The sequence below is a fragment of the Pseudoalteromonas sp. MIP2626 genome (assembly GCF_013414205.1).
Lineage (GTDB): Bacteria > Pseudomonadota > Gammaproteobacteria > Enterobacterales > Alteromonadaceae > Pseudoalteromonas > Pseudoalteromonas nigrifaciens.
In genome coordinates this window covers 186,460-209,668 of record NZ_JAATTW010000003.1, presented here as the reverse complement: position 1 = coordinate 209,668, position 23,209 = coordinate 186,460, and the positions used below count along the sequence as shown (strand labels likewise).

General features: G+C 40.3%; 23 protein-coding genes and 1 pseudogene. 14 read left to right on the top strand and 10 right to left on the bottom strand.

The features are described from left to right. Positions 1–229, top strand: a pseudogene (locus tag HC000_RS18415) (hypothetical protein); the annotation flags it as partial. Here HC000_RS18415 and rlmB read toward each other — a convergent pair. From rlmB to HC000_RS03790, 3 genes are all read right to left on the bottom strand, one after another. Then, positions 203–946, bottom strand: coding sequence for a 23S rRNA (guanosine(2251)-2'-O)-methyltransferase RlmB (gene rlmB, locus HC000_RS03800; RefSeq protein WP_179806992.1), 744 nt, complete (start codon positions 944–946; stop codon positions 203–205). The pseudogene HC000_RS18415 and the gene rlmB sit on opposite strands and share 27 nt — an antisense overlap. Beyond that, positions 943–3,435 (bottom strand): ribonuclease R, encoded by a 2,493-nt coding sequence (gene rnr, locus HC000_RS03795; RefSeq protein WP_179806991.1) that lies wholly within the window; start codon positions 3,433–3,435, stop codon positions 943–945. Before rnr ends, rlmB begins: the two co-directional genes overlap by 4 nt. A 245-nt stretch (positions 3,436–3,680) precedes the next feature. After that, the gene (locus HC000_RS03790; protein WP_179806990.1) at positions 3,681–4,415 is read right to left on the bottom strand and encodes an enoyl-CoA hydratase/isomerase family protein; all 735 of its coding nucleotides are present in this window, start codon (positions 4,413–4,415) and stop codon (positions 3,681–3,683) included. A 310-nt stretch (positions 4,416–4,725) separates the two neighbouring features. On the opposite strand from HC000_RS03790, the gene HC000_RS03785 reads away from it, so the two are divergent. The 4 genes from HC000_RS03785 (at position 4,726) to queG (ending at position 8,775) form a co-directional block, all read left to right on the top strand. Then, positions 4,726–5,592 carry a DMT family transporter gene (locus HC000_RS03785; protein ID WP_179806989.1) on the top strand — a complete coding sequence of 289 codons (867 nt, stop codon included), beginning with the start codon at positions 4,726–4,728 and terminating at the stop codon, positions 5,590–5,592. After that, positions 5,589–6,281 carry a glycerophosphodiester phosphodiesterase family protein gene (locus tag HC000_RS03780; protein WP_179806988.1) on the top strand — a complete coding sequence of 231 codons (693 nt, stop codon included), beginning with the start codon at positions 5,589–5,591 and terminating at the stop codon, positions 6,279–6,281. Before HC000_RS03785 ends, HC000_RS03780 begins: the two co-directional genes overlap by 4 nt. Positions 6,282–6,305: 24 nt before the next feature. Beyond that, positions 6,306–7,526 carry a methyl-accepting chemotaxis protein gene (locus HC000_RS03775; protein WP_041454561.1) on the top strand — a complete coding sequence of 407 codons (1,221 nt, stop codon included), beginning with the start codon at positions 6,306–6,308 and terminating at the stop codon, positions 7,524–7,526. Positions 7,527–7,641: 115 nt separating this feature from the next. Next, on the top strand, positions 7,642–8,775 hold the full coding sequence (gene queG / locus HC000_RS03770) for a tRNA epoxyqueuosine(34) reductase QueG (protein ID WP_179806987.1): 1,134 nt from the start codon (positions 7,642–7,644) through the stop codon (positions 8,773–8,775). Between the two features lie 42 nt (positions 8,776–8,817). On the opposite strand, the gene HC000_RS03765 is transcribed toward queG, so the two are convergent. After that, positions 8,818–9,303 carry a GNAT family N-acetyltransferase gene (locus HC000_RS03765; RefSeq protein ID WP_011329134.1) on the bottom strand — a complete coding sequence of 162 codons (486 nt, stop codon included), beginning with the start codon at positions 9,301–9,303 and terminating at the stop codon, positions 8,818–8,820. A gap of 91 nt (positions 9,304–9,394) precedes the next feature. Between HC000_RS03765 and HC000_RS03760 the strand changes: the two genes are divergently transcribed. The 6 genes from HC000_RS03760 to HC000_RS03735 all read left to right on the top strand — a co-directional run bounded on the left by HC000_RS03760 (position 9,395) and on the right by HC000_RS03735 (position 14,925). Next, positions 9,395–9,970 (top strand): glutathione peroxidase, encoded by a 576-nt coding sequence (locus HC000_RS03760; protein WP_179806986.1) that lies wholly within the window; start codon positions 9,395–9,397, stop codon positions 9,968–9,970. Between the two features lie 86 nt (positions 9,971–10,056). Beyond that, entirely contained in the window at positions 10,057–10,338 is a 282-nt protein-coding gene (locus HC000_RS03755) for a peptidylprolyl isomerase (protein ID WP_011329136.1), read from the top strand. 60 nt (positions 10,339–10,398) lie between these two features. Beyond that, positions 10,399–10,977, top strand: a complete 579-nt coding sequence (locus HC000_RS03750; protein ID WP_011329137.1) for a glutathione S-transferase family protein — start codon at positions 10,399–10,401, stop codon at positions 10,975–10,977. A gap of 17 nt (positions 10,978–10,994) precedes the next feature. Further along, positions 10,995–11,345 (top strand): DUF2750 domain-containing protein, encoded by a 351-nt coding sequence (locus HC000_RS03745; protein WP_011329138.1) that lies wholly within the window; start codon positions 10,995–10,997, stop codon positions 11,343–11,345. 167 nt (positions 11,346–11,512) lie between these two features. Beyond that, the gene (locus tag HC000_RS03740; protein WP_011329139.1) at positions 11,513–12,193 is read left to right on the top strand and encodes a hypothetical protein; all 681 of its coding nucleotides are present in this window, start codon (positions 11,513–11,515) and stop codon (positions 12,191–12,193) included. A 158-nt stretch (positions 12,194–12,351) separates the two neighbouring features. Next, positions 12,352–14,925 carry a M1 family metallopeptidase gene (locus tag HC000_RS03735; RefSeq protein ID WP_179806985.1) on the top strand — a complete coding sequence of 858 codons (2,574 nt, stop codon included), beginning with the start codon at positions 12,352–12,354 and terminating at the stop codon, positions 14,923–14,925. A 246-nt stretch (positions 14,926–15,171) separates the two neighbouring features. On the opposite strand, the gene HC000_RS03730 is transcribed toward HC000_RS03735, so the two are convergent. Both HC000_RS03730 and HC000_RS03725 read right to left on the bottom strand, forming a co-directional pair. After that, positions 15,172–15,537, bottom strand: a complete 366-nt coding sequence (locus tag HC000_RS03730; protein ID WP_011329141.1) for a hypothetical protein — start codon at positions 15,535–15,537, stop codon at positions 15,172–15,174. A 74-nt stretch (positions 15,538–15,611) separates the two neighbouring features. Next, entirely contained in the window at positions 15,612–16,490 is an 879-nt protein-coding gene (locus tag HC000_RS03725; protein ID WP_011329142.1) for a hypothetical protein, read from the bottom strand. Between the two features lie 116 nt (positions 16,491–16,606). On the opposite strand from HC000_RS03725, the gene HC000_RS03720 reads away from it, so the two are divergent. The 3 genes from HC000_RS03720 (at position 16,607) to yjjG (ending at position 18,823) form a co-directional block, all read left to right on the top strand. Next, positions 16,607–17,512, top strand: a complete 906-nt coding sequence (locus HC000_RS03720) for a phosphoribulokinase (RefSeq protein WP_011329143.1) — start codon at positions 16,607–16,609, stop codon at positions 17,510–17,512. Positions 17,513–17,588: 76 nt separating this feature from the next. Then, the gene (gene yjjX / locus HC000_RS03715) at positions 17,589–18,134 is read left to right on the top strand and encodes an inosine/xanthosine triphosphatase (protein ID WP_179806984.1); all 546 of its coding nucleotides are present in this window, start codon (positions 17,589–17,591) and stop codon (positions 18,132–18,134) included. A gap of 14 nt (positions 18,135–18,148) precedes the next feature. Next, positions 18,149–18,823, top strand: coding sequence for a pyrimidine 5'-nucleotidase (gene yjjG / locus HC000_RS03710; protein ID WP_179806983.1), 675 nt, complete (start codon positions 18,149–18,151; stop codon positions 18,821–18,823). A gap of 89 nt (positions 18,824–18,912) precedes the next feature. Here yjjG and lpxC read toward each other — a convergent pair whose 3' ends face one another. From lpxC to HC000_RS03690, 4 genes are all read right to left on the bottom strand, one after another. Then, positions 18,913–19,824 carry a UDP-3-O-acyl-N-acetylglucosamine deacetylase gene (lpxC, locus tag HC000_RS03705; protein ID WP_179806982.1) on the bottom strand — a complete coding sequence of 304 codons (912 nt, stop codon included), beginning with the start codon at positions 19,822–19,824 and terminating at the stop codon, positions 18,913–18,915. A gap of 103 nt (positions 19,825–19,927) precedes the next feature. Continuing rightward, complete coding sequence (gene ftsZ / locus HC000_RS03700; protein ID WP_058374115.1) at positions 19,928–21,178, bottom strand: cell division protein FtsZ; 1,251 nt, start codon at positions 21,176–21,178, stop codon at positions 19,928–19,930. A 21-nt stretch (positions 21,179–21,199) separates the two neighbouring features. Further along, a complete protein-coding gene (gene ftsA / locus HC000_RS03695) occupies positions 21,200–22,432 on the bottom strand; it encodes a cell division protein FtsA (RefSeq protein WP_179806981.1) in 1,233 nt (410 codons plus the stop codon). Beyond that, positions 22,429–23,208, bottom strand: a complete 780-nt coding sequence (locus HC000_RS03690) for a cell division protein FtsQ/DivIB (protein ID WP_089368728.1) — start codon at positions 23,206–23,208, stop codon at positions 22,429–22,431. The genes ftsA and HC000_RS03690 overlap by 4 nt, the downstream gene beginning before the upstream one ends. Position 23,209: the final 1 nt, after the last annotated feature.

The window sequence follows — 23,209 nt, the reverse complement described above, 5'->3', positions numbered from 1 at the left end:
TGTACCTCTAACTTCTTATGGCTTCCTTCAGACCCCACCGTTGGCCAGTGACGCCCTTGCCATTCAGATTATCTTCCCCTTAGTCAGGGTGATAAGGCATCTTTCAGCCTATCGGGTTTGCCAGCTTCGCTGGGCAAACAAAAAAACCGAGGTTGAATGTTCAATCTCGGTTTTTTATTACTTAAACGAGCCAGTTAATAACTTAGTTATTAACGCTACGTTGGCGTAATACTTCAAACAAACAAATACCAGTGGCTACCGATACATTTAAGCTTGAAACCGTTCCCGCCATAGGTATTTTAACTAACAAGTCGCAATGCTCGCGGGTTAAACGACGCATACCCTCGCCTTCGGCACCCATAACAATAGCCATTGGCCCTGTTAAGCTGGCATCAAATACGTGGTTATCTGTTTCGCCTGCAGTGCCTACAACCCAAACACCAGCGTCTTTAATTTCGCGCAATGTACGTGCAAGGTTAGTAACCTGAATAAGCGGTACTGTTTCGGCTGCGCCACAGGCAACTTTACGCGCTGTACCGTTAAGCTTAGCTGAGCGATCTTTAGGTACTATTACAGCATGTACGCCAGCGGCGTCGGCACTACGTAAACATGCACCTAAGTTATGCGGATCAGTAATGCCATCAAGCACTAACAAAAATGGGGTATCTTCACGCGCAATAATCGCATCAAGATCTTTTTCGTTAAACGTTGGTGCTGCTTTTACGTTGGCAATAATACCTTGATGCTGCTCGCCTTTTGATTTGTTATCAAGGGCTTTGCGTTGCATGTACTGTACTGAAATACCAAATTTAAGTGCTTCATCAATAATCGGGGTTGAGCGTTTATCGTCACGCCCTTTAAGCGCGTAAATTTCTACAAAACGCTCTGGTTCGCTTGCTAAAATCGCTTCAACAGAATGAAAACCAAAAATTAATTCATTACTCACGTATTTTCTGCTCCTGGGGTATTACGTTTGCGGGCATTTTTGCCTACTCTTTTAGGCTTTTTAACGGCCTTTTTTTTCGGTTTTTTATTTGCTGTGGCATCTACTGCTTTTTTGTCAGCTGGTTTAGTTGCCGACTTATTTGCAGGTTTACCTTTATCTTTGCTTGCTGGCCTTTTTTTACCTTTAGGTTTTTCATCGCCATGCGATTTTTTACCCGGTACTTTGCCTGCTTTTAACTGTGAGCGCACGCTCGCAGGTGCATGCTCAGATTTATCAGCGCCTTTTGGCCCACGGCGGCGTGTGTAGCGATCTTGCGCTTTATCGCCTTTAAGGGTTAAGTTTATGCGTCTGTCTTCTAAGCTAACCGATGCAACACTTACCGTTACTTTATCGCCAAGGCGATATACTTTGTGCGTTTGCTCGCCTATTAAACAATGCTTTGCGGCGTCATGGGCAAAATACTCGTTGCCTAAGTTGGCAACATGAATCAGGCCATCAATTTGCAAATCATCTAAACGAATGAATAAACCAAAATTAGTTACCGATGAAATAACACCATCAAACTCAGTGCCAACGTGATCTTGCATAAACTCACATTTTAACCAATCGGCTACTTCGCGAGTAGCATCGTCGGCGCGGCGCTCTGTGGTAGAACACTGCTCACCTAACTTATCTACTTCGTCATCTGTGTATGCATATTCGCCTGAAGTATGTTGGCCTTGTGCTTTTAGTACCGCTTTAATAGCACGATGCACTACTAAGTCGGGGTAACGACGAATTGGTGAAGTAAAGTGCGCATAAGCAGATAAAGCTAAACCAAAGTGGCCTATGTTATCTGGTTGATACACAGCTTGCTTCATTGAGCGCAGCAGCATGGTTTGAATAAGCTCTGCTTCTGGGCGATCGCCTAAACGAGCTAGCACTTGAGTAATTTCTTTGGGTGTTGGCTCGTCGCTTAGCGTACTTTCAATGCCAAGTTCGCCTAAAAACTTAGTAAAGTTACCTAGTTTTTCGCTATCTGGTTCGTCATGCACACGAAATAGCGTGCTGGCTTCGTGTTTTTCAAGTAATTTAGCCGCCGATACGTTGGCTAAAATCATACATTCTTCAATAAGTTTGTGCGCATCATTACGAATAACCGGCACTATCGATTCTATTTTACGCTGTGCGTTAAATACAAAACGAGTTTCGAGAGTTTCAAACTCAATTGCACCACGCTCTTGGCGAGCCGATTTAAGCGCTAAATACATTTGCTGTAAATCGGTTAAATGTGGCACTACATGCGCATATTCTTTACGTAGTTTTTCATCGTTTTGTAAAATGGCATTTACTTTGGTGTAAGTTAAACGTGCATGCGAATTCATTATCGCTTCGTAAAACTTATAACCCGAAAGCTTGCCCGAATCTGACACTGTCATTTCGGCAACCATACATAAGCGATCTACTTCCGGGTTAAGCGAACATAAGCCGTTAGACAATACTTTAGGCAGCATAGGAATTACTTGCTCAGGAAAATACACTGAGTTACCGCGCTCTATGGCTTCTTTGTTTAGCGGGGTGTTCATACCTACGTAATGCGACACATCGGCAATGGCAACCCATAAACGCCAACCACCTGATTTTTTAGGCTCACAATAAACGGCATCATCAAAGTCGCGTGCGTCTTCGCCATCTATGGTTACTAAAGGTAGGTCGCGTAAATCTACGCGGTTTTGCTTGTCAGCCTCGTCAACAAATTCGCCAAGGTGGGCTACTTGCTCTTCAACTTCTTCAGGCCAAACGTGCGGAATATCGTGGTTACGCAGGGCAACTTCTATTTCCATACCTGGGGCTAAATGCTCGCCAAGTACGTCAATTACTTTACCTACCGCGTTCATATTTCGGGTGGGGTTTTGCGTTATTTTAACTTGCACCATTTGGTTATGACGCGCGCCGTTTTCGCTTCCCGGTAAAATCATTATGTCTTGGGTAATACGCGGATCTTCGGCAACTACAACAGCAATACCATGCTCAACAAAGTAGCGGCCAACAATGGGCGCGCGCTCGTTAGTAAGCACCTTTATAATACGTGCATCGCATTTTGAGCCAGAGCCACGTTTAGTGCCTTTAGCAAGTACAATGTCGCCGTGTAACACCATGTTCATTTGGTGTTTAGCAATAAACCAATCTTTATTCTCGCCTTCAACTTCTAAAAAGCCAAAACCGTCTCTGTGGCCTACTACTTTGCCTTTAGTTAAACCGGCTTCGTCAATTAGGGCGTAACATTTATGCTTATTAAAATACAGCTGGCCGTCACGTTCCATAGCACGAAGGCGGCGTTTAAATGCGATTTGCCGTTCTTCATCGTTTACCGCTAATTCTTCACATAACTGTGCATAGTTAGCAGGTTTTGAACGCTCTTGAAGGTGAGTAAGTATAAACTCACGGCTAGGGACTGGGTTTTCGTACTTTTCTTGTTCTCGACTGAGATTTGGATCTTGGTTTGACATTCACTATCTTGTTAGTTTGGTTATGTAGGTATTTTAACCCATATAGCTAAAATGAGACAGGTAAAAGCTATTAAACTTTTAAGAAAGCACTTTTACCTTACTTTTTGTGTTTAAAAACTTAGCCTAACCGGGCTTAACCCGCCCTTAATTTTGTGGCGGGTTTATTCTACTTATAAGTTAAAATTAGTTACTAAAATTAGTAGCTCAAACAAACTCATCAAAGCCTATTTAACACTAAGTTAGTATTATTTTTGCTGTAAATTTTTCCATAGCAATTTACTGATATTATCAATAAAAATTGGATCTTCTGTTTCCATGGTTAACACTATTTGTTTATTCATTTGGGTTTTATTTTGAGCGTAAATCCAACGGTTTTTATTAAACTGTTGTGCAAAGCCCAGCGCACCTGCTTGTAATTGAGCTTCATCAGCAAAAATAGCTTCTACTACTTTGTTATCTAATAACTCTTGTGCCCCTACTCGCATACCCGACATAGCTAAACGATTAAAAAAGGTTTGTGGAATGGCTTTATTAATAATAGGAAACATTGAAGGTAAAAATGGCACCATCACATCTACTTCAGGAAAACAAAAAAATCCCTTATCTGATTTCATAAGCCTAAAGTCACAAGCGCAGGCCAATACCGCACCATTGCCAAACGTATGGCCGTTTAACGCGGCAATAATGGGCATAGGAAACGTAACAATACGTTTTAATAACGCGGTTACCTCACTCATAAAGCCCGCAATTTTTTCTGGGGTATTACTCGTATTAGCCATCCACTCTAGGTCAATTCCCAACGACCAATTTTTTTCACTATTGGATGTAAGCACCACCGACTTAATATTTTTATCGGCTTCTATTTGATCTAGATGCTGATTAAGCTCAGCCAAAAAACCTGGATTATGGCGGTTTTCGGTGGTGTTCATGGTTAAAACGGCCGTGCTTTCTTCGGTTTTTATTGCTATAAAACGTGTCATTTATTCCCTCATTTTTCATTATTTTAATTATTAATGCTGTTTCAGCTGCACGTTTTTGTTATTAATACACTCAAGCTTGGTTTAGTGTTTTACGCACAACTTTACAAATAAACGTTTAATACCTGTATTTATCAACTTTAAACGCAGTAACCTACTAACGAGTGTAAGCTAAACGAATATTAAAAGTAAATTCGATTTTAGTTACATTACCTTAAATACAACTAACTTTGCTTACATTTGTCACGAAAATTCAAAAATTCATCTTAACTATTGTCTGCAATATTTAGATGAGCCAACATAAGGAAATAACATGCAGTCGCAACAGCAAAGTTTAATTTACCTACACATTGCCGTATTACTATTTGGTGGCACCGCGCTATTTGCAAAGTTAATTGGTTTAAATGCACTCGACATTACCGTGTATCGTGCAGCTATAGCCGGCATCGCTATTTTTATTTTGCTCAGTATGCAAAAAAAGCCGATTAAGCTAAACCAAGGTAAAGATTACTTAATTGCCCTATTACTCGGTGTGGCAGTAGGCATACATTGGGTTACTTATTTTGCGGGAATGCAACTTGCTGGGATCACCATTGGTATGTTGGCTTTTTTTAGCTACCCGGTAATAACCGTGTTTTTAGAACCGTTTTTTCATAAAAGTAAGCCCAAAGCAAAAGACATTATTAGTGCGGCGGTAGTGTTAATCGGCATTTATTTATTAATACCTAATGCAAATTTAGGGAATGATGTAACACTTGGGGTGATCACTGGGGTTATTTCGGCGTTCTTTTTTGCCATTCGTAATATCATTCATAAGCGCTATTTTAATCAATACGGTGGCCCGCAAACCATGTTTTATCAAACCTTGGTTGCCAGCCTAATGCTTTGCGCGTTTATTGAAGTGCCTATTTATGCGACCACTAATCACGATTTGGTGCTTATTTTAGTTGCGGGAGTTATATTTACCGCAGCTCCACACTCATTATTTGCTGCCAGTTTAAAGCATTTATCGGCGGCAACCGCGGGGCTAATTGCTTGCCTTCAGCCACTTTACGGCACATTATTAGCTATTATTATTTTGCATGAGCGCCCCTCTATCGCCACTTTTATTGGTGGTGCATTAATTGTTAGCGCTGCTTGTTTTGAAACTTGGTCTATTGCACGGAAATCACGCCAATGAAAGTATTTGCCCATCGCGGTGCCAGTGGGCACTTTCCAGAGAACACCCAAAGCGCCATTATGGCGGCCTTACAAATAGGCGTTGACGGCATTGAAGTAGATGTACAAAGCGCACTTGATGATTACATGATCATTCACGACACTTGGCTTGATAGAACCACTAACGGCGTAGGTAAAGTGTGTAACTTTACTGCTGCTCACATTATGCAACTCAATGCTGGTAATGGCGAAAAAGTACCAACTTTACAGCAACTTTTTGATTGGAATAATAATCAAACACTCTTAAATTTAGAGCTAAAACATACTTTTAATCTTGAACAGTTTGCTACTCAAGTTGAAAAAAACATTACAGAAAAACGCATATCAGCAGATAACATTTTAGTGTCGTCGTTCGATCATCATCAACTAGCCTGGTTAAAAAAACGCTTACCTTGGCTAAAAATGGGTGCACTAACGTCATCTATACCAATTAATTATGCAAAGTTTGCTGAAGACTTAAGCGCGTACAGTGTTCATGTAGATAAAAACTTTATAAATAAAGCCTTTGTAGATGATGCAAAACAACGTGGTTTAATAATTTATGCGTACACTGTAGACAAACAACAAGATATAAAGCTGATGCTAGATTTAGGTGTGGATGGTATTTTTACAAATTATCCGGCACAAACTAAAGCTTACTTAGGTGATTAATAATAACCAAATGGTCTGTACATAATGAGTAGCTATATGCGAATTTATAATTTTTTAGAAAAAACACTTTTTTTTACCTTAACGCGCAAAATTGTGGGTAATTTAAGTTTTGTATTTTTATTTCAGGCTATTACTTTATTTTGGCTGTATGAAAGCTTAACCCTAAACCAACAAAGTACTGGGTTATTTTGGGCATTAGCTTTAGTGATTGTGGCTGGCTTTATTTTCACCCTATTTTATATGCGATTTTTAATGGTGCGCCCAGTAAAGGCAATGCGCGACACGCTAATAAATATAAACCAGCAAGATGCAGACTTATCGGCAAAGTTACCCCATTTTACTTATGATGAGTTTCGCGAACTAAGCGAGCAATACAATCTTTTTACTACTCATTTAAATCAGCTACTAAACACAACCTACAATAGCGCCCAAGCTGGTGTGCAAAGTACCGAGCAAGTAACTCAGTCTATGCAACAGACTGAGCAATTAAGCGGACAACAAATACATTTAAGCCATACCATTATAAATGCCAGCAACCAAATAGCGCAGAGCTTACAAAATATAGTAAGTAATACCGACAGCGTGCATAAAGTAAATAATGAGCATTTAAATTTTGTTAAGCTTTCGGCAACAGAGTTGTCGGCCTTAGTGCAACAAGTAAAATTAATAACCGATATGCTAACCGGCTTTTCGGCAACTATTTCAGGCTTAAAAGAAAACAGTGAAAACATTCGTAGCATTTTAAAAATGGTGGAAGAGTTTTCTGATCAAACCAATCTACTAGCCCTAAATGCCGCCATTGAAGCAGCAAGAGCCGGTGATGCGGGACGTGGTTTTGCGGTAGTTGCCGATGAAGTGCGTACTCTTTCAATTAAGGTAAGTGGTGCAACGCGGCAAATTAGTGATTTTATAAACCAAATGAACGAGCTAGTAAACGAAACAAATAAAGAGTCAGAGCAATTAATTACTCACTCACACAATGCGCAAAAATCAATTAATAGTACTTCTAATGGTTTTACTAATATGCTTACTGAATTTGAGCATAACCAGCAACAGTTACAACAAATTGCCGAGGCTGTGCACTTACTTGAGCAAACACAAAATCAAACCCACCAATCGGTAGAGCATATTGTAGCGCTTGGCGAGCAAGCCAAACAAACCATAGATACAGCACTTAATGATTGCCAACAATCACAAACCCTCAGCCAACAAACACAACAACAACTAAAACGCTTTGTGCAGTAATACCTATTTTATTAAAAATAGGTATTTGCTAACAAGCTTATGGGTATAACAAGCGTTTTACCCATAAGCTAAATATGTTAAATTACCCAGCTATTTATTTAACCGTGTGATGCATGTGAGCGACACAGTTCCTGATTATAAAAACCTTGCCCAACAAATTAAAGCGTGGGGACAAGAGCTTGGCTTTAGCGAAGTAGGTATTACTGATATAGACTTAAGCAAGCATGAAACGCAGCTGCAACGTTGGCTCGACGCCGGCTACCATGGCAATATGGATTACATGGCCGCTCATGGTATGAAACGCGCTCGCCCTGCTGAGTTAGTGCCAGGAACGCAGCGTGTTATTTCGGTAAAAATGAATTACCTGCCCCCCGATGCAGGTTTTGCCAAAACCCTTAAAAACTCAGAAAAAGCGTATATAAGTCGCTATGCTCTTGGCCGCGACTACCATAAATTAATGCGTAATCGCTTAAAAAAATTAGGCCAAAAAATAGAGCTCGAAATTGGCGAATACGGTTTTAGGCCTTTTGTCGACTCAGCCCCGGTACTTGAGCGCCAACTTGCTGAAAAAGCAGGCTTGGGCTGGCGCGGTAAACACTCATTACTTATTAATAAAGAAGCCGGTTCTTGGTTTTTTTTAGGTGAGTTATTTGTTGATTTACCGCTGCCCATAGATGCAGAAAACACCTTTGAAGGCTGTGGTAAATGCGTAGCTTGTATAACGCTATGCCCAACTGGCGCTATTGTTGAGCCCTACGTGGTAGATGCACGTAAGTGTATATCGTACTTAACCATTGAGCTACAAGGCCCTATTCCAGAGCAATACCGAACATTATTAGGTAACCGCATTTATGGTTGTGACGACTGCCAATTAGTTTGCCCGTGGAATCGTTATGGCCAACTTACCGACGAAAATGATTTTCATCCGCGCACCCAATTAAAAGATAAAGACCTGCTTGAGCTGTTTGCTTGGGATGAAGCCACTTTTTTAAAAAACACCGAAGGCAGCCCTATTCGTCGTATTGGCCACGAGCGTTGGTTGCGTAATTTGGCTGTAGGTTTAGGTAATGCTGAATTTAGCCCTAGCATTATTCATGCCCTAGAAGATAAAAGCTTAGCTTGCAGTGAACTGGTTTTAGAGCATATAAATTGGGCGCTGCAACAGCAACGCAATAAGCAAGGTACTATACTGCGTAAAACCGCAAGGCTTATCAGAATTGTTGAAAAAGGCCTACCCCGCGACGCTTAAATGTTTAGGTGTGGAGTAAGCACTTTTAATTAATCGCTACTGTTATAAGTGCTTACCAAAAATAGTTAAGCTGTAAGGGTTATTATCCATAATGGCCACCTGTGGTAACTCGCCCCACACACTAAAATTAAAGTGTTTAAATAGTTTAATACTGGGTAAATTATGACTAAAAATGAACCCTAGCAGCACTTTAATATTAAGTTGCTTAGCTTGCGTTTGGGCAAACTCCATCAGTGTTTTACCTAAACCTTTGCCTTGTGCTTTAGCGGTAATATAAATACTTATTTCTACCGTGCCTTCGTAAGCTACGCGCCCATAAAACGGTTTATAACTAAGCCATGCTAACACTTGGTCATTTTCAGAATATACATAAATTGGCCGCTGAGAAGTGTGACTATCAAACCAAGCTTGCTTGTCGGTAACGCTTACCTCTTCGGTATCGGCGGTAACCATTCTACTGGCAATGGTTTCGTTATAAATTGCGACTATAGTTTTTAAATCTTCTGGGCGTGCTAAACGGATTGTCATAAAGTCTAGATAAGGTTGATCAGTTGCGTTTATATTAGCGTATCATTGAGGCTATAAACAATATGTAACCTTTTAACTTTAGGCATTAAAAATGATAAAAATAATATTATTAGCATTAATGGCGTTACTTTTACCCGCATTAGCTCAAGCACAAAGCACAGCTGAGCAACCCATTAAAAAACAAAATAACTGCCAAGACTTTACTAACGTTACTTTGCGTAAACTACGCTCAAAAGAGTTTGTTAACTTATGCCAATTTGAAAACCAACCGCTGCTAATTGTTAATACAGCGAGTAACTGTGGCTTTACCCCGCAATTTGCAGGGCTTGAAGCGGTTTATAATAAATATAAAGATCAAGGCTTAGTGGTATTGGGATTTCCTTCTGATGATTTTTTTCAAGAAGAAAACAACGAACAAGACACCGCCAAAGTCTGCTTTGTTAATTACGGGGTTACTTTCACTATGTTTGCCACCAGCGCAGTGCGCGGCAGCGATGCAAACCCTATTTTTAAACACTTAAATAGCCAAACCAGCTCACCTAATTGGAATTTTTATAAGTATTTAGTGTCTGCTGATCGTAAAACAATTACGCGCTTTAACAGTAAAGTAGCCCCCGAATCAGAAAAACTAACTGCAGCAATTGAAGCGACATTAGCTATTAACTAGGTTAAAACCGTTACAATTAGTTTAAACTAACTAAAATACACGTTAGTATGATTAAAAAACAACCAGATTAATTATTAGGAGATTTTATGACAGTGGCAAGCGCAAGACATATATTAGTAGATAGTGAAGCACAGTGTTTAGATTTAAAAGAAAAAATTGAACAAGGTGAAGACTTTGCTGTGTTAGCAAAAGCACACTCTAACTGTCCTTCAGGTCAAGATGGCGGTGCTCTTGGTGAGTTTGGCCCAGGTATGATGGTGCCAGAGTTTGATAAAGTGGTGTTCTCTGCGCCAATTAATCAAGTACAAGGCCCAGTACAAACACAGTTTGGTTACCATTTACTTGAAGTAACCAGCCGTTCAGAGTAACTTATTCTGTACTGTAAATTTTGAAAAAAGCCGCTTATGCGGCTTTTTTATGGAGTAATTATGCAACTATTTGGTTCTGTTACCTCGCCTTATGTACGCCGTATTAGAATATGGGCGCTGGAAAATAACTGTGATTTAGAGTTTATTAATCTGGATATTTTTTCAGCGCAAGATCGCCCAACTATGGTGAGCAAAAACCCAGCACGCAAAATCCCTATTCTCGTAGATGGCAATTTAACCCTTAGTGATTCAAACTCAATACTGCGTTATTTACTTGAAAAAACAGCACAGCCAAAATTAACTTGGCCGCAAGAGCACTTACTTACCACTATTAATGCCTGTAATGACTCTTTAGTGGAAATGCTTTTATGCCAGCGCTCTGGTTTTGATACGCAAAGTGATGCGTTATTTTTTAATTTGCAAAATGAACGTATTGTTGAAACATTACACTTTTTAAATGATCATTTAACTGATGATGAATTTAAAGGCTGTGAATACCTCAACATCAGTTTATACTGCCTGCTTGATTGGATTTGCTTTCGTGAACTAACCGACATTAGTCAGCATTCAGCGCTTGTTGCTTTTTATGAGCAATATGGCCAACGCCAAGCAGCAATAAATACCAGTCCTAGTCATTAATTTAAAAAGGTAAACACATGAGCGATATCGAGATTGAATCAGAACTAGTCAACTTTGTTGAAAAAGTACGTATGAGCGAAGTAATTTGGGCACTAGGTGCAGAAGATAATGGCTTTGTAGTGTGTGATTCAAATCAATTTGACGAGACTGACGTATTACTACTTTGGGAAAGCGAAGCGGCTGCTAAAGCTCAGTGTAAAGACGAGTGGAAAGAGTACAGCCCAGTAGAAATTGGCCTTGATGAATTTTTAGATGAATGGGTTGAAGACCTAAACGAAGACAATGCTTTAGTTGGCCTTAACTGGAATGACGACCAAGTATGCGTAGAAATTGAACCAGTAGGTTTAGCACGCGCATTAAGTGAATAATTCACTATAGCTTAATTAATAAAGCATAAAAAAAGCCAACTGCATTCGTGCTAGTTGGCTTTTTTGTTTTAATTAATTAGGTATAAGTATTTATACCCAAAACATACTCGCATCTTGCTATGTTTTGGGTATAAAATGTATTTTGTCATTATTTTCAAGGTACACCGTTGAAAACCCATCTTGGTCGCCGTCCTTTTTCAGCTATGGAGCTGCACACACTTTACACTGGCTATATTTATGGCGATATGCGCGTGGTGCGTGAACAAGCAAAACATTGGCATTTTTGGTTGCCATTAATTGCTTACTATACGGGCGCTTATAGTGACGAAATAGGCTGTTTAACACTTGATGACTTAACTGTTGAGCAAAACATTTTATGTTTTAGTTTTCATACCCACGGAAAAATAAAACCGCGACTTATTCCTGTACATCAAGCGCTAATTAATGCTGGCTTTAACGACTATTTAGCATTTATAAAAAGCCAAAACCAACAGCGATTAATGTTCGACTTGCCAGCTAAAACCGGTCGCTACAGCGAAAAAGTTCGCATTTGGTTTAGCGGCGAAGGCGAGCGCGCTGGTTACTTACAAAAATGTGCAATTCCAAACATTGACCAACTCGGAATGAAAACCGCTATAAGTAGCCTGCGGCTTAACTTTGAGCAGCAAGTACGTATTTATGCACTGCAAGCCAACTCTAAAGACGCGTTTAATTATTTAATGGGCTTTAACGAATACCCACACCCAAATTATAGCAATGTAGCAGTGTTAAATAGCATAATTGGGCAAATTCGCGTTATTAACTCACAACTGCATTGGCAGCGCTTTATCAATCGCGATAGTCACTGACAAACTTTGTTACTCTTTACTCGTCCAAATCCGGGGTTATTCGATTACTCCATAAAAGAAAGCTGCTAGGATATCCGCATATAATACCGTTTCTATTGAAGTAGCGTGGTAACGCTGTCTGCTTTAGTCATTTATAACAATAATAAACTAGGGATACTATGTTTCTTAAAAGCCTCTTAACCGTAAGTGTTGCATTCGCGATGAACGCAGCAAATGCTAACGAATTTGTAATTGAAAAACTCGCAAAACCAAGCAGTCAATCAGTGTCGTTAACACTCGATCCAAGCCAAGATAACTTTAGCGGAATGACTGAAATTATTTTAGAAGTACTCAAGCCAACTAACTACATAGAGCTAAACGGCGTGGCTTACGCAACTAAAATGGCACAATTACTTGGCGAGCAAAATTGTGACTTAAACAGCGAAATGCTCAAAACCGGTAAAGTAAAATTTAGCTGTGATGAGCAAATTCAGCCGGGTAAATACACCTTAAAAATTGATTTTTCAGCGCCATATAATCGCCAAAGTGTTGGGCTATATAAAACCTTAGATCAAGGTACACCTTACTTATTTACTCAGTTTGAAATGAGTGATGCGCGCCGTGCATTTCCGGTGTTTGACGAGCCAAGCTACAAAATTCCATTTCAGCTCACTATTACCGCGCCTACCTCACAAAAAGTATATACCAATACACCTGAGCTTAAAACTACAGTAAATGGCGACATGACCACCCACTTTTTTGATAAAACACCGCCTATTCCTTCTTATTTAGTAGCAATGGCTGTGGGCCCTTTTGAAGAGCTTAATGTTGAAGGTATGTCGGTGCCAGGGCGCGTAATTACCCCACAAGGTAAAATTCATTTAGCCCAGTACGCAAAAGAAAACATGCCAAAAGTACTAGGCGCACTTGAGGCGTATTTTGGTATTCCTTATGTGTATCAAAAACTAGATTCGGTGGCTGTACCTGAATTTCCGTTTGGTGCCATGGAAAACTCAGGACTTGTAACCTACCGAGAAGATATTTTATTGGTTGATTTAGCTGCCGCTACGCGCAGTAAAAAACAACGCAATGTGTCTATTATTGCTCACGAACTTGCACACCAATGGTACGGTAACTTAGTAACGATGAAGTGGTGGAACGATTTATGGTTAAACGAAGCGTTTGCTAGTTGGATGGCGGCAAAAATTACCAAGCAACTAAACCCTGAATTTGAATCGCACCTAGATTTACCACAAAATAACGTTATGCCACTTGATGCGCGTTTGAGTACTAAACCAATTCGTAAACCAATTAAAACCGAAGCCGATATTATGGATGGTTTAGGCCTTGCTTATAGCAAAGGTAGCTCGGTACTTGCTATGGTTGAAAACTGGATAGGTGAAGAGGCCTTTCAAAAAGGTATTCAAAATTACTTAAAAGAATTTTCCTATAAAAATGCCGAAGCTGCCGATTTATGGCAAGCACTTGGCAAAGCTTCTAATAAAGATGTAGCGAGTGTTTTAAAATCGTTTATTGAGCAATCTTCCTACCCACTGATTAAAGTAACTCAGCAAGGTAGTAAAATAACTATATCGCAAAGTCGCTTTGTAAATGCCGGTGTTGATGCGCCTGAGCAATTATGGAATGTGCCTGTTGCAATTAAATATGGCGCGGGCGATAAAGTAAAAACAGCGAACGTATTACTTAATAAACAAAGCCAAACGCTAGATTTAGATTTTGCACCCGAGTGGATTTATCCCGATCAAGGCGCATTGGGTTATTACCGCTGGGTGATGGACGATGCACAGTTTAGTGCGCTTATCGACAATGCTGCTGACAAGCTAGATGACCGCGAACGTTTAGCGTTATTATCTGCTACCGATGCACTACTTGATGCTGGTGTTATATCGGCCGCTAAGTTAATGCAAACGCTTGAAGTATTTATAAGCGACAGCCACCCTCGCGTTGCTAATACCGCGCTGGGCTATTTAGTATCGCAACAACGCACCTTTAAAGACGATAGCAATAAAGACTTATGGCCTAAATTTATTCGTGGGGCAGTAACCCCTGCGGCTAAAAAATACGGCTTAGAGGCAAAAGCAGGTGAAGATGGCGCTATTTCACAACTTCGAGCAGCGGTTGTATCGCGTTTAGGTTTTGATGGCGAAGATCAAAATGTGATCAATAAAGCAAAACAGCAAACTCAGGTTTATTTAAACGATCCACAAAAAGTAGACCCGTACTTAGCAGGTACTTATTTAACTTTAGCTGCTTTTAACGGCGATAAAGCGTTGCTTGATCAATTTATGGCAACCTTTAAAACCACCAAAGATCCACAAGTACGTACTAATATGCTCTCGGCTATGGGCTACTTTGCAAAACCTGCACTGCAAAAAGCAGTATTGGCTTACAGCTTAACAGATGAAGTAACCGCATCCGACATGCGCACTATTTTAGCAGGACAAAGCTATACTGATGAGCGCCAAGCGCTGTTTATTGACTGGGTTTACAGTAATTACGATAAAGTAACAGCAAGCTTACCGCCGTTTTTTATCCCTAACCTACCGTATTTTACGACTGCAAATTGTGATGCAAATAGCTTTGCCACAACACAAAGCTTCTTTAATACTAAGTTAGCTGAAATACCAGGTTACGCTCGTACTTTAAGTAAACTAGAAGAAAGTACTAATGATTGTATTGCACTGAAAAATCGTGAGCTTGAATCGGTTAATAACTTCTTAAAAGGTAAGTAGCTATATTGGGGTTCTAGGTTTTATTTTAGAGCCTAGAGCTGATAACAAAACCAAGCTTCGTAGCTAATAATTTACTGCGAGCTTGGTTTGTTTTTTACTAATACCTAGCATTTTGCGCTGTGGTGTTAAATTTACCAGGCTTTAAAAAAGCGCGGCATACTGCCTTGCCTACTTATAACCTAAACCCAGCTTGGCCGATATTTTGTTAAATCTGAAGTCTGAAAGCTGATTTATAAACCTTTACTATTACCCGCCTAAAATCATCGTTAGTTTAGCAATAAAATCTTTTGCTGCTTGCTCAGAGTTTATTTTAAACGCGACACCATAATGAATCGGCTGTGCACTTTTATAAATGCGCGTAGGAAAACGCGTCATTTCGCTACTATGAAAATAGCCCTGAGTACGCACTACCCCATCAATATCGGTAAAATCATCACTAAACACTTCAAATGCTGGGCGAATTATAATTTTACCTTTGCCGCCTTCACTGTGCGTGTAAAACGCTTCTTTTGAATTAACTAACATGTATTCGGCAATATTCTTTATTTTAAAATTACTTCTACACTCTAATTTAATTAGCTGCTCAGTAAGCTCGTCTGCACTATAAGCCACGTTGTAATCCCTATTAGTTAAATTTGCGCATAACCTTAACGCATACGCATTATAAAGTCTGAAATTTATTTAAATTAGTCCTCAGCTACATCACAAACAAAAGCAAGTTTGTCGTTGTTATAACTCATACGGGTAATATTGGTATGGCAATAGGGTGTTAAATCCAGCCATTGCGATACAGTGTTATTGCCACTAAGGTTACGTTGGTAAACACGGTTGTTAAGCGCATAAGCCAGCGTACTGTCGTCTTTTAAGATAAAGTCTTGTACTTGTAGCGGCAATCTAAGTAAGTTTTCTACCTGCTTAGTTTGTGGGTTAAAACGCGCTACAATATGTTGCTCATTTTGGGTGTAACTAAATATAAACTGCGCCATTGTATGATTGTAAATAAGCGTACGACCAATGTTTTTTGCCACAACTTGCCCTTTTGCCGCTGCAACCAAGCTATATTGTAATGTATGTGGCTCACCTAAAATAAACATTACTAAATCGTTATTTATACCCCATGCGTGATATCCCACTGGCTCTATCCAGTCAAAAATACGACTTGCTGCAACTTCGCTATCAAGCGGATATTGCCATAGCTTTTGCTTGCCATTGGCCTCTACCACAATTGCCGATAAGCTTTGTTTATTTGGCATTACGGTTGGTGAGTATTCGCTTACTGGCGTATTGGTTATATTAATAATTTGTTTTGTTGCAAAGTCGTAGTAAGCAATATCGGTTTGGCTTTGCTCAACACTTAATACTTCATGGGTAAAGTAAACACCATTATTGTGTATATGAGGCTGATTATTATAACTATCACTGTCGCTCACAATAGTAACTTGCAGGCCATAAGGAGTATTTAAATCGGCTAATAATACTTGGCTTTTGGGCATACTTGCCTGTGCTACTGAGAGCGTTAAAGCGCTTATTGAAAACAACCCTAGTAGTGGTTTTAAAAATTTCATGCTCTATCTCGTTTTATTTTTAAGCACCCCATGATAACGTTATTTGCTGATTACGTCACTTGACCTAGACCAGCAACATCTTTATAACTAACCGGGTCTTATAAAAGAGAATTAATATGTCAGCTAAACATCCTATTATTGCAATAACCGGCTCTTCAGGTGCGGGGACAACTACCACCACGAATGCAATTAAACATATTTTTCGTAGCCTTAACATTAGTGCGGCTTTTATCGAAGGGGATAGCTTTCATCGTTACACTCGCCCTGAAATGGAAAAAAAAGTACGTGACGCGCAACAAGAAGGCAAACATATTAGCTACTTTGGCCGCGAAGCCAACGACTTTGGTTTACTAGAAACCCTATTTGATAGCTACGGTGAAACCGGCCAAGGTAAACTGCGTCGTTATTTACATACCTTTGACGAAGCGGTCCCTTACAACCAATTGCCCGGCACATTTACTCCGTGGCAAAACCTAGAGCAAAATACCGATTTATTATTTTACGAAGGATTGCATGGCGCTGTTGTAGATCAAGAGCACAATGTGGATGTAGCAAAACATGTAGATTTACTTATTGGTATGGTGCCCATTATCAACCTTGAGTGGATCCAAAAGCTGATCCGCGACACCTCTGATCGTGGTCACTCACGCGAAGCGGTAATGGGATCTATAGTGCGCAGTATGGACGATTATATTAACCATATTACTCCACAATTTTCACGCACCCATATTAACTTTCAACGAGTCCCTACCGTAGATACCTCTAACCCGTTCAGCGCAAAAGACATTCCATCACTCGATGAAAGCTTTGTGGTGATCCGCTTTAGGGGCATTGAAGATGTCGATTTTCCGTACTATTTACAGATGATCCAAGGTAGCTTTATGTCGCGTATTAATACCTTGGTAGTGCCTGGCGGTAAAATGGGCTTGGCAATGGAGTTGGTACTTACCCCACTCATTAAAGATATTATTTTAAAAAAACGAGCATTAGAAAACCTAGCACCACTGGATTTACCTATTTGATATTGGATAACCCACAGCCCTTTTTTGTTAAAGCCAACTCACGTACACTGCTGATTTTGCTTAAAGTGAGATCAGCATGTCGCAACCATTAAAAATTATTGTGGGCTCTAAAAATCCAGTAAAAATAAATGCTGCTAAGGGCATTTTTAGCATGTATTTTTCAGAGTGTGACATTGACTGCCAAGGTGTAAATGCTCCCTCGGGTGTGCCTGATCAACCTATTGGTGAAGAGCAAACTCGCATTGGCGCACAAAACCGAGTGAATTACTGCAAAGAGCACTACCAAGCCCACTATTATGTGGCCATGGAAGGCGGTGCAGAGCAATTTAGTTACGGTGCCGCAACCTTTGCCTATGTAGTTATCGATAACGCGGTAAATCAAGTTGTAGGACGCAGTAGCAACCTACCTTTGCCGCAAATACTGTATAACGCATTACTTAATGGTGCAGAGCTTGGCGATGTTATGGATAAGGCTTTTAATACCACCAATATAAAGCAGCAAGGCGGCGCTATTGGTTTACTCACTAATAACCACGCCACCCGCGAAAGTACCTATACTCAGGCACTTACTTTGGCCATGGCACCTTTTTTACATTCAGCGCTTTATTGCCAAACAAATTAATTTTAGGAAGTTTAATGAAATACAGTTACGTGCTGTTTGATGCAGACGAAACCTTGTTTAGATTTGATATTTTAGCGGGCATGACTCGCATGTTTAAAACATATAACGTAGATTTTAGCCAAGCCGACTATCTTCATTATCAAAAAACCAATAAGCAACTATGGGTTGATTACCAAAATGGCGACATTAGTGCCGACTACTTGCAGGTTACTCGCTTTAGCGAATGGGCTACTAAACTAAATGTGCCAGCAAAAGAGCTTAATGATGCATTTTTAGATGCTATGGCAGCAATATGCGAGCCGCTACCCGGTGCCATAGAGCTGTTAAATAAACTTAAGCCCCACGCTAAGTTAGGTATTATTACTAATGGTTTTGCACGTTTACAAACCGTGCGCCTTGAGCATACTGGTTTAAAAGATATGTTTGAATGGTTAGTCATTTCTGAATTAGTGGGCATAGCTAAGCCTAATAAAGCTATTTTTGACCATACCTTTGAATTAATGGGTAACCCAGATAAAAGCCAAATATTAATGGTTGGCGATACTGCCACAAGCGATATTTTAGGCGGTAATAATGCGGGGATTGATACCTGCTGGTTACAACACCCAAACGAGCAGTTGCCCGAGGGTATAAAGCCTACCTATACCGTTACTCATTTGAAGCAGTTACAAAGTATTTTAGAGCTGTAGCTGTAGGTAGCTACGCACTTAAAGTATTTTCAATAGGCAAAAAAATGACGCTAATTAGCGTCATTTTTTATAACTGTGTGAGCAATAAATTAGGCTGGCGCTAATTCAAGGCCGGGTGCAGGCATCGTTACAGGCGTTTCAAAGGTTGCCCACTCCCATGCTGACTCAGTAGCCATTAATTTACGTAGTAATTTATTATTTAAATCGTGACCCGATTTAAATGCAGTTACTTTACCTAAAATGTTATGACCTGTCATAAACATGTCACCAACACAGTCTAATATCTTATGCTTAACAAACTCATCGCTGTAGCGTAAACCGTTTGAATTTAACACTTTAAACTCATCAAGTACTACTGCGCTATCCATGCTGCCACCTAATGCTAGGTTATTAGCATGCATATATTCAATGTCTTTCATAAAACCAAAGGTACGTGCACGGCTAATTTCTTCAATAAAGCTTTTCGTCGTAATATCTAAACCAATACGTTGGCGACTTTCATTGATAGCTGGGTGATCAAAAGCAATTTCAAAGTCGATATGAAAACCATCATACGGTTCTAACTCGGCCCATTTATCGCCTTCTTCAATACGTACTTTTTCTTTAATACGAATAAAGCGTTTTGCTGCATTTTGCTCTTCAATGCCGCCTTTTTGTAACAAATAAATGAATGGTAATGCACTACCATCCATTATTGGCACTTCTGAGCTATCTAATTCTACAATTAGATTATCAATACCCATTGCAGCAACAGCGGCAATAAGATGCTCAGTAGTTGATAAGCGAACACCATCTTTGTTAATTAAACAGGTACATAATTGCGTATCACCAACGGCTTCAGGTGTTGTTTCAAAATCAACAACCGGATCAAGGTCGACACGACGAAATACAATCCCAGTATTTGCGCTCGCAGGTCGGAGAGTTATTGTGACCTTCTCACCTTTATGAAGTCCAATTCCTATGGCTTTGACTACTTGTGCAATCGTTCGCTGTTTAATCATAGGTTCGCTCACTTAAATTCAGTTACAGTTAGACGGCGGATACTAACATAAATACGCCGCAATTGCAATATTCGTTCACATTTCAAACGAAATACTGTTTATATTAATCAGCTTGTTTACGTAAAAAAGCAGGAATATCAAAATAATCTCCGCCTTCTGACTTATCTGATTTTTTGTTACTTGGCGCTGCAGCACTCGTTGTGCTTTTATTAGCAGTAGATGACGTTGTTTTTTCGTTACTTTCAACTTGCGTCTTTGCTGTGTTTTCTTCAGCGCTTGTGCCTTGGCTTGCAAAGCTTGGTACGTACATGCTGCTACTTTGGTTTGAAGTGCTGGCTACATCAGAACCTGATGCTTTTTTGAAGCCATTATCAACAATGCCAAACTGCGGACGACGATCGCCACCTAAGCCAGTTGCAACTACAGTTACACGTAATTCATCGGTCATTTCAGGGTCAATTACTGCACCTACAACCACAGTAGCGTTTTCTGATGCCAATGCTTTTACGTGGTTACCAACGATCTCAAATTCTTCAATCGCAATGTCCATACCCGCAGTAATATTAACCAAGATACCTTTAGCACCAGTTAAATCTACGTCTTCAAGTAATGGGCTTGAGATAGCCGCTTCTGCTGCTTCTTGTGCACGATCTGGACCTGATGCAGACGCTGTACCCATCATTGCAGGACCCATTGCTGACATTACTGTACGTACGTCGGCGAAATCCACGTTGATCAGACCAGAGCGAGTAATTAACTCTGCAATACCCTGAACCGCACCAAATAATACGTCGTTAGCTTTAGCGAAGGCATCTAAAAGTGTAGTCCCTTTTCCTAAAACTTTAAGCAGTTTATTGTTTGGAATTGTAATAAGTGAATCTACAATTTCTGACAATTCATTAATGCCTTGTTCAGCCGCTGCAGCTCGCTTTTTACCTTCAAAGTCAAAAGGACGTGTAACTACTGCTACGGTTAAAATACCAAGCTCTTTTGCAATTTTTGCCACTACAGGCGCTGCACCAGTACCAGTACCGCCGCCCATACCTGCTGCAATAAATACCATGTCGGCACCTTCAAGGCTGGCACGAATTGTATCAGCATCCTCTTCAGCTGATTGACGACCTATTTCTGGGTTTGCACCGGCTCCTAACCCTGAGGTTATTTGCGTGCCTAATTGTACAGTAACGTGCGCTGCTGAGTTACGTAATGCTTGTGCGTCTGTATTAGCAGCAATAAAGCATACGCCTTCAATTTGCTGTTTTACCATGTGCTCAACAGCGTTACCGCCGCCGCCGCCCACGCCAATTACTTTTATTACAGCTTCTTCGCTATGTTGTTCCATCATATCAAACATGTTTACTCTCCGACTTGAGTACTAAAACTCGCCTTGGAACCACTTAGTAATGCGGCTCCATAAATTATTATTCCCTTCTGCTTTCAACTTTTGTGCATTCATTGATTGCATGGTACGCCCGTATTGTAACAAACCAACAGCGGTTGCGTACGAAGGATCGTCCACATAGTCTGTCAAACCAACTATCCCAATTGGTTTGCCTATTCTTACCGGCATTTGGAAAATATCTTCTGCTACTTCCATTGCGCCGGCCATTTTAGCAGTTCCGCCTGTGATAACGAGACCTGCTGCAATTTGGTCTTCTAACCCTGAGCGACGAATTTCTTCCATCGCTAATTCAAATAATTCTCTAAATCTTGGCTCTACCACTTCCGATAATGTATGACGTGACATTAATCTAGCTGGGCGTCCGCCTACACTCGGTACTTCTATGGTGTCTTCATTACTGGCCATTTGGCTACTAGCACATGCGTATTGTACTTTGAGTGACTCGGCATGTGATATAGGTGTGCGAAATATTTTTGCAATATCACCAGTAACTTGGTTACCCGCCACTGGAATAACCGCAGAGTGACGAAGTGCGCCATTAATATAAATGGTGATATCCATAGTGCCGCCACCAATATCAAGTACTGCAACACCTAGCTCTTTTTCGTCATCTGTTAGTACAGAATAACATGACGCTAATGCAGTAAAAATAAGCTGGTCGACTTCAAGACCACAACGCTCTACACATTTCTCGATATTTTTTGCCATATCATTTGAGCACGTAATAATGTGTGCACGCGCTTCCATACGAACACCGCTCATGCCTAATGGGTTTTTAATCCCCTCTTGCATATCGATGCTGTACTCTTGCGGTAATGCATGCAGCATTTTACGCTCTGCCGAAATAGGCACAGAACGCGCAATATGAATTACATTTTCAATGTCTTCATCGGTTACTTCGGTGTTGTTAATTGCTACTACACCGCTTTCGTTTTGGCATTGTATATGCTTGCCAGAGATACCAAGGTACACTGAGCTAATACGACAATCAGCCATCAATTCGGCTTCGTCTATGGCTCGGCGAATAGACTCAGATACTAAGTTTAAATCGTTTACGCCGCCTTTATCCATACCTCGGGATATCTGCGTGCCTACACCAACAATACTGAGTTTGTTGTCTGCGGTGATTTCACCTACCGTTGCAATCACTTTTGAGGTGCCAACGTCTAATCCAATCACTAGGTTTCTTTCTGCTGACTTAGTCATGCCTTACTCTTATTTTGTAATTGTTCTTCTTGCAATGGCTTAAAGCTGACTGCAAGGCCAGTATCGTAGCGTAAATCGATTGCATCTATTTGAGCATCTGCACGCTTTTCCATGCGTGGATAAACGTCTATAAAACGCTGTACACGCTTAGCTTTATCTTTGCGCCCTAAATTTAAGCGCACTCCATTATCTAGCCACAACTGCCATGAGAAACGCTCCGATAACGCTAAACTTTTTAACGTTAATGCGTTTACTTTTAGCATTTCGTCAAATTGCTGAAACGCAATCCATGCTTCTTGCTCACTGCCCTCTGGGCCATATAGTTGAGGTAAGTTTTTACTTAACTTATTACTTTTAGCTTCAAATGCATCGCCGTTTTGATTAAGTAACAAGTCACTATTCCAATGCGCAACAGCGCGGTGCTCAACTACATAAACTTGCAGTGTGTCGGGCCATTGTTTACGCACCGATACACTTGCCACCCAAGGTAAATCTTGTACCAATTGCTGTACATGCTTTACATTAAGGTCAAAAAAGCTAGTTAAATCTGCTTTTTTAATCGCCCTAATAATAGCGATTTCGTCGGTATATTTAGGATTACCCTGCACCATTAAGTGTTTAATTTGGGCATCTTTATTTTCTACCAACCAATCCGATACACCTGTAGTAATTTGCACTAAGCCGATTACCACAGCTAGAAAAAAACTCACCCCAAAAATTAGCGACCAGTTAAGTTGCTGTTTGATTTGTAGCGTTTTTTCTAAAAGGGGATGCATA